Below are 5,162 nucleotides of genomic sequence, written 5' to 3' on the forward strand. Positions count from 1 at the left end.
GGGGGAGCGGGCTCCCCCGGGGCAGGGCCGGGCTGGCGGCGACGGCGGCTCAGGCCAGGCCGGGCTTCACCGCGAAGCCGGCCTCGGTCTTCTCCCGCAGTTCTTCGAGTGTGACGCCCGGCGCCAGCTCGACCAGCGTGGCGCCGCCCGCCTTGCGATCGATCTCGAACACCGCAAGCTCGGTGATCACCATGTCCACCACCGCCTTGCCGGTCAGCGGCAGGGTGCATTCCTTCAGCAGCTTGGGCTTGCCGCCGGCGGTGTGCTCCATCAGCACCACCACCTTCTTCACCCCGGCGACCAGGTCCATGGCGCCGCCCATGCCCTTCACCATCTTGCCGGGGATCATCCAGTTCGCCAGGTCGCCATTCTCGGCCACCTGCAGCGCGCCCAGGATGGAGAGGTCGACATGGCCGCCGCGGATCATCGCGAAGCTGTCGGCCGAGGAGAAGAAGCTGGTGGTCGGCAGCGCCGTCACCGTCTGCTTGCCGGCATTGATCAGGTCCGGGTCCTCCTCCCCCTCATAGGGGAAGGGGCCCATGCCGAGCATGCCATTCTCCGACTGCAGCTGCACGCTGATGCCGTCGGGGATGTGGTTCGCCACCAGCGTCGGGATGCCGATGCCGAGATTGACGTAGAAACCGTCCTGCAGCTCACGGGCGGCGCGGGCCGCCATCTCGTCGCGGGTCCAGGGCATTTTTCCGTTCCTTCCCCTCAGGCGCGCTTGCGGGTGGTGCGCTGCTCGATGCGCTTCTCATAGCCCTCGGGCAGCTTGACGATGCGCTTCACATAGATGCCCGGGGTGTGGATGTGGTCGGGGTCGATCTCGCCCGGCTGCACCAGATGCTCGACCTGCACCACGGTGACGCGGGCGGCGGTGGCCATCATCGGGTTGAAGTTGCGCGCCGTCTTGCGGAAGACCAGGTTGCCCTCGGTGTCCGCCTTCCAGGCATGGATGATGGCGAGGTCGGCCATGATGCCGCGCTCCATCACATAGGTCTCGCCATCGAACTCCCGCGTCTCCTTGCCCTCGGCGACGGCGGTGCCGACGCCGGTCCTGGTGAAGAAGGCGGGGATGCCGGCGCCGCCGGCGCGGATGCGCTCGGCGAGAGTCCCTTGCGGGTTGAACTCGATCTCCAGCTCGCCGGCCAGGAACTGCTCGGCGAAGGTCTTGTTCTCGCCCACATAGGAGGAGATCATCTTGCGGATCTGGCGGGTCTTCAGCAGCAGGCCGAGCCCGGCATCGTCGATGCCCGCATTGTTGGAGACGACGGTGAGGTCCTTCACGCCGGAATCGCGGATCGCCTCGATCAGCGCCCCGGGAATGCCGCACAGGCCGAAGCCGCCGGAATGGACCAGCATCCCATCGCGCAGCAGGCCGTCCAGCGCGGCGCGCGCATCCGGGTAGACTTTCCGCATTTGACGCTCCCCAGTTTCAGGTGGGGGGAGGCTACCGGCCATGACGCGACTGCGAAAGGGGTGGCGGGGCCTGGGCGGCGGAGCGTCCCTGCCGCCGCGATCGCTGCCAAAAAACCGCAAAAGAATCGCGGGCGCCCCGCTTGCGCACCCTGGATGGCGTGGTTATACCCCCGCCTCACTTCCCTGAGGGGCCATAGCTCAGTTGGGAGAGCGCTTGAATGGCATTCAAGAGGTCGTCGGTTCGATTCCGATTGGCTCCACCAGTTCGACAGGCTGTCCGGTAACGGACAGCCTGTTTTCATTTGCGGCCCCCGCCAGGCCGCGCCCCGCGATTCCGCCGCTTGCGCCGCCGCCAACCCGCCGCTATACGCCCGCCTCACTTCCCTGAGGGGCCATAGCTCAGTTGGGAGAGCGCTTGAATGGCATTCAAGAGGTCGTCGGTTCGATTCCGATTGGCTCCACCAGTTCGACAGGCTGCCCGGTGACGGGCAGCCTGTTTTCGTTGGTGCCCCCCGGAGCCGCCGCCCATGTCGCCCGACGCTGACCTGAACGACCCCGCCTTGCGCGACCGCGCGGTGCGCGCGGCGCGCGGCCTCGCGCCCTTCGATGTGCTGATCACCGGCGCGCAGGTCGCCGACATGGCGACGGGCGAGCTGCGCGCGGCCGATCTCGGCCTGGTCGGGCCGCTGATCGCCAGCGTGCATGCGCCGGGCAGCCGGGCCGACGCCGCCAGGATCCATCACTGGCCCGGCCGCATCCTCGCCCCCGGGCTGATCGACACGCATATGCATGTCGAGAGCTCGATGGTGACGCCGCGCCGCTATGCCGAGACGGTGCTGCCCCAGGGCACCACCACGGTGTGCTGGGACCCGCATGAGCTGGGCAATGTCGCCGGGCTGGACGGCGTGCGCTGGGCCATCGAGGCGTCGCGCGGCCTGCCGCTGCGCGTGCTGGTGCTGGCCCCCTCCTGCGTGCCCTCCGCCCCCGGGCTGGAGCGCGCCGGCGCCGATTTCGGCCCCGCCGAACTGGAAGAGATGCTGGCCTGGCCGGAGATCGCCGGGGTCGCCGAGGTGATGGACATGCGCGGCGTGCTGGAGCGCAGCCCGCGCATGGCCGGCATCGTCGGTGCGGGGCTTTCCAGCGGCAAGCTGGTCTGCGGCCATGCGCGCAGCCTGGCGGGGCCCGATCTGCAGGGCTTCGTCGCCGCCGGCATCGCCTCGGACCATGAGATCGTCTCGGGCGCGGACCTGCTGGAGAAGCTGCGCGCGGGCCTGACCGTCGAGCTGCGCGGCAGCCACGACCATCTGCTGCCGGAGTGCGTCGCGGCGCTGGCGACCCTGCCGCGCTGGCCGCAGACGCTGACGCTCTGCACCGACGATGTCTTCCCCGACGATCTGGTGCAGCGGGGCGGCATGATCGACCTGCTGCGGCGGCTGGTGCGCTATGGCATGCCGGCGCTGGAGGCGCTGCGCTGCGCCACGCTGAACGCCGCGCAGCGCATCGGCCGCGCCGATCTCGGCCTGCTGGCGCCGGGGCGGCGGGCGGACCTGCTGGTGCTGTCCGATCTCGATCAGCTGGCGGTGGAGCAGGTCTTCGTCTCCGGCGCGCATCTCGCCGAGGCGGGCCGGCTGCTGGCGCCGCTGCCCGGCGCCACGCCGCCCGGGCTGCGCGACACGATGAAGCTCGGCGCCGTGGCGGCGGGGGATTTCCGCATCGCCGCCCCCGGCACCGAGGCGCGGCTGCGCACCGTGTCCCAGCCGCGCTTCACCCGCTGGGGGGAGATCGCGGTGCCGGTGCGGGACGGCCATGCGGTGCTGCCGCCGGAGGCCACGATGCTCGCCGTGCTGCACCGGCATGGCCGCGCGCCCGCCACGCCGAGCCTTGGCGTGCTGGAGGGCTGGGGCGCGTGGCAGGGCGCGCTGGCCAGCACGGTCGCGCATGACAGCCACAATCTCTGCGTCTTCGGCCATGCGCCGGGCGACATGGCGCTGGCCGCCAATGCGCTGATCGGCTGTGGCGGCGGCATGGCGGTGGCGCAGGAGGGCGCCGTGCGGGCGCTGCTGCCCCTGCCGGTCTGCGGCCTGCTCTCCGACGCGCCGGCCGCGGAGGTGGCGGCGCAGTTCGCGGCGCTGCGCGCGGCGGCGGAGGGGCTGACGCAGTGGCAGCCGCCCTACCGGGTGTTCAAGGCGATCGTCGGCGCCACGCTGGCCTGCAATGCCGGGCCGCATGTGACGGATCTCGGCATTGCCGATGGCGGCAGCGGCGCGGTGCTGCCCACGCTGGTCGCGTAAGGGCCCACGGATCGCGGGGTCCGGGGTGGCCGTGCCACCCCGGTGGAGGGGTCTGGGGAGGCAAAGCCTCCCCAGGCGCGGCGCTTTCTGGCACGAAGGCGGCAACACGCTCCCGGGAGGAAGACCATGCTGCGCCGTACCCTGCTTGCCGCCCCTGCCCTGCTGCTGCCTGGCCTGGCCCTGGCCCAGCCGCGGGTGATCCGGCTGATCGTGCCCTTCGCCGCCGGCGGGGCGGCGGACAGCGCCGCCCGCACCATCGCCCCGCGCATGGGCGAGCGGCTGGGCCAGACCATCGTGGTGGAGAACCGCACGGGCGCCAGCGGCAGTGTCGGCGGCGGCGCGGTGGCGCAGGCGGCGCCGGACGGGCAGACGCTGCTGTGGGATGCCTCCTCGCATCTGGTGAACCCGTCGCTGCTGCGCGGCCTGCCTTTCGACTACACCACCGCCTTCACGCCGATCTCGCTGGTGACGACCTTCCCGCAGGTGCTGGCGGTGAAGGCCGAATCGCCGGCGCGCGACCTGGCCGGCTTCATCGCGCTGGCGAAGCAGCGGCCGGGGCAGCTCAATGTCGGCACCCAGGGCAATGCCACGGCCGGGCATCTGGCGGTGGTGCAGTTGCAGCGCCTGGCCGGCATCAGCCTGCAGCACGTGCCCTATCGCGGCGGCGCCGATGCGGCGCGCGACCTGGCGGGCGGCAATCTGGACGCCGCCTTCATCACCGCGCTCTCGGCCGGGCCGGTGGTGGCCTCGGGCCGCGCCCGCTTCCTGGCCATCGCCGCCGAGCAGCGCGTCGCCGTGCAGCCCGAGGTGCCGACCTTCGCCGAGGCCGGGCTGCCCGGCCTGACGATCTCCGAATGGGCGGCGCTGTTCGGCCCGGCGGGGCTGCCGGCGCCGCTGGTGGAGCGGATCCATGGCGCGCTCGCCGAGTCGCTGGCCGAGCCGGAGGTGCGGGCGCGCCTCGCCCAGCTCGCCGCCGTGCCGGTGGGCAGCAGCCCGTCCGACTTCGCGCGCTTCGTGCGCGAGGGGCGGGAGAGCATGGCGACGCTGGTGCGGGAGGCCGATATCCGCCTTGACTGAGGCGGCCGCCCCGCCTCGCCCGGATTGGCGCGTGGCGCTGCGCCGCAGTGGCGCGCTGCGCCGCCTGGCCGGGTTCGACCCGCATGTGGCGGGCACGCCGCCGCTGCGCCTCGACACCCCGGCGAGCGACATCGACCTGCTCTGCCACGCGCCGGATGCGGTGGCGTTCTCGGCCCATCTCTGGCGGGAGTTCGGCGGGGAATCCGGCTTCGCCCTGTGGCAATGGCGTGGCGCGGGGCGGCCGGTGCTGGCGCGCTTCCGGGCCGAGGGCTGGGCGTTCGAGATCTTCGGCGCCGTCCAGCCGGTGGCGCGGCAGGCCGGCTGGCGGCATTTCGTGGCGGAGCGGCGGCTGCTGGCCCTCGGCGGGGCGCCGCT

5 protein-coding genes and 2 tRNA genes are annotated in these 5,162 nt (G+C 72.4%); 5 read left to right on the forward strand and 2 right to left on the reverse strand.

Annotated features, from left to right (window positions below; translation table 11 throughout):
• Positions 1-49: 49 nt before the first annotated feature.
• On the reverse strand, positions 50-697 hold the full coding sequence (locus HMPREF0731_RS13495) for a CoA transferase subunit B (protein ID WP_007004704.1): 648 nt from the start codon (positions 695-697) through the stop codon (positions 50-52).
• A 17-nt stretch (positions 698-714) separates the two neighbouring features.
• Positions 715-1,419, reverse strand: a complete 705-nt coding sequence (locus HMPREF0731_RS13500) for a CoA transferase subunit A (protein WP_007004705.1) — start codon at positions 1,417-1,419, stop codon at positions 715-717.
• A gap of 187 nt (positions 1,420-1,606) precedes the next feature.
• Here HMPREF0731_RS13500 and HMPREF0731_RS13505 point away from each other — a divergent pair.
• The 5 genes from HMPREF0731_RS13505 to HMPREF0731_RS23720 all read left to right on the forward strand — a co-directional run.
• Positions 1,607-1,682: transfer RNA gene (locus HMPREF0731_RS13505), tRNA-Ala, on the forward strand.
• A 125-nt stretch (positions 1,683-1,807) separates the two neighbouring features.
• Positions 1,808-1,883, forward strand: a tRNA-Ala gene (locus HMPREF0731_RS13510).
• A 63-nt stretch (positions 1,884-1,946) separates the two neighbouring features.
• The gene (locus tag HMPREF0731_RS13515) at positions 1,947-3,710 is read left to right on the forward strand and encodes an adenine deaminase (RefSeq protein WP_007004706.1); all 1,764 of its coding nucleotides are present in this window, start codon (positions 1,947-1,949) and stop codon (positions 3,708-3,710) included.
• 126 nt (positions 3,711-3,836) lie between these two features.
• Entirely contained in the window at positions 3,837-4,787 is a 951-nt protein-coding gene (locus tag HMPREF0731_RS13520) for a Bug family tripartite tricarboxylate transporter substrate binding protein (RefSeq protein ID WP_007004707.1), read from the forward strand.
• Between the two features lie 31 nt (positions 4,788-4,818).
• The coding region (locus HMPREF0731_RS23720; protein WP_007004708.1) for a DUF4269 domain-containing protein at positions 4,819-5,162 on the forward strand (344 nt) is incomplete at its 3' end.

This window comes from Pseudoroseomonas cervicalis ATCC 49957 (genome assembly GCF_000164635.1).
GTDB classification, from domain to species: Bacteria; Pseudomonadota; Alphaproteobacteria; order Acetobacterales; family Acetobacteraceae; genus Pseudoroseomonas; species Pseudoroseomonas cervicalis.